This is a genomic window from Bifidobacterium hapali (genome assembly GCF_002259755.1).
Classification (GTDB): Bacteria; Actinomycetota; Actinomycetes; order Actinomycetales; family Bifidobacteriaceae; genus Bifidobacterium; species Bifidobacterium hapali.
In genome coordinates this window covers 1-2,018 of sequence record NZ_MWWY01000074.1, presented here as the reverse complement: position 1 = coordinate 2,018, position 2,018 = coordinate 1, and the positions used below count along the sequence as shown (strand labels likewise).

Genomic DNA, 2,018 nt, shown 5'->3' with positions numbered 1-2,018 from the left:
AAGGCTAAAACTCAAAGAAATTGACGGGGGCCCGCACAAGCGGCGGAGCATGCGGATTAATTCGATGCAACGCGAAGAACCTTACCTGGGCTTGACATGTTCCCGACGACCTCAGAGATGGGGTTTCCCTTCGGGGTGGGTTCACAGGTGGTGCATGGTCGTCGTCAGCTCGTGTCGTGAGATGTTGGGTTAAGTCCCGCAACGAGCGCAACCCTTGCCTTATGTTGCCAGCAGTTCGGCTGGGGACTCATAAGGGACCGCCGGGGTTAACTCGGAGGAAGGTGGGGATGACGTCAGATCATCATGCCCCTTACGTCCAGGGCTTCACGCATGCTACAATGGCTGGTACAGCGGGATGCGATACTGTGAGGTTGAGCGGATCCCTGAAAACCGGTCTCAGTTCGGATCGGAGCCTGCAACTCGGCTCCGTGAAGGTGGAGTCGCTAGTAATCGCGGATCAGCAACGCCGCGGTGAATGCGTTCCCGGGCCTTGTACACACCGCCCGTCAAGTCATGAAAGTGGGTAGCACCCGAAGCCGGTGGCCTAACCGTTTTGGAGGGAGCCGTCTAAGGTGAGACTCGTGATTGGGACTAAGTCGTAACAAGGTAGCCGTACCGGAAGGTGCGGCTGGATCACCTCCTTTCTACGGAGAATTCAGGATACTGTTTGGTATCTGGTGTGTGCCCTGATTATGGAATGGTTTCATAGTTTGGGGTGTGCTGGTGTGGAAACGATCACAGGTTGAGCATAGAGGTTTGACTGTTATGCGCATGTGAGTGTGTGTGATGGTTGGGTGGTGTGGATGCGCTTTTGGGTTCCCGGACCGTCACCCCGGTTGTGATATACCGGTGCGGTTCGTGCTCATGCTCATGGGTTGACTGACTGTTTGGTTGGTTGGCTTGTGGGTGTGTGGTGTGGTGGTTTGAGAACTGGATAGTGGACGCGAGCAGAATTGCAATGGTGAGACACTGGTGTGTTTTATTGTTGTGTTCTGCTGTTTTTTCGCCGGGCTGCATGAGCCTTGTTTTTCTTGGTTTGTGTGGTCTGGTTGTTTGATCGTTTTGTGATCGTTAGTGTGATGATTTGTTGTCGAGTGTTTGTTACTCGTTGGTTGCTTGCAATTGCTGGTTGTGTGGTGATTGTGGGTAAGGGCGTGTGGTGGATGCCTTGGCAGACAGGACCGATGAAGGACGTGGTGGGCTGCGATAAGCCTCGGGGAGTTGCCGAATGAGCGTTGATCCGAGGGTGTCCGAATGGGGTAACCCGGCTACTGTTGTGGGTAGTCACTAGCTTTGGCTAGAGGGTACGCAGGGAAGTGAAACATCTCAGTACCTGCAGGAAAGGATACTCCGTGAGTAGTGGCGAGCGAAAGCGGATGAGACTAAACCTTGTGCGTGTGATACCCGTCGGGGGTTGCGTGTGAGGGGTCGTGGGACGCGATTGTTCTAGTGCCGACGTGCTGGACGCGAGTGAGAAAATTCTGGTTGAGGTGAACTGGTTTGAAGACCGGACCGTAGAGGGTGATAGTCCCGTAGCTGGTTGATCAGGGTCTCGTGGATGGTGTTCCCAAGTAGCTCGGGCCTCGTGGAATCCCGAGTGAATCTGCTCAGACCGTTGGGTAAGTCTAAGTATTCCTGTCTGACCGATAGTGTACTAGTACCGTGAGGGAAAGGTGAAAAGCACCCCGGGAGGGGAGTGAAAGAGTTCCTGAAACCGCGCGCTTACGATCCGTCGGAGCCTTTTTAATGGGGTGACGGCGTGCCTATCGAAAAATGAGTCTGCGAGTCAGTGGCATGTGGCGAGTATAACCCGTGTGGGGTATGCGTAGCGAAAGCGAGTCTTAAATGGCGTGTGAGTCGTGTGTCCTGGACCCGAAGCGGGATGATCTAGCCCTGAGCAGGTTGAAGCATGGGTAAGACTGTGTGGAGGACCGTACCCACCTGGGTTGAAAACCGGGGGGATGACTTGGGGTTAGGGGTGAAAGGCCAATCAAATTCCGTGATAGCTGGTTCTCTCC

The 2,018-nt window shown here is 54.4% G+C and carries 2 rRNA genes; both read left to right on the top strand.

Annotation, left to right across the window (positions count from 1 at the left end):
• Positions 1–644 (top strand): 16S ribosomal RNA (locus BHAP_RS11350); the annotation flags it as partial.
• Positions 645–1,136: 492 nt separating this feature from the next.
• Positions 1,137–2,018: ribosomal RNA gene (locus BHAP_RS11345) — 23S ribosomal RNA — on the top strand; the annotation flags it as partial.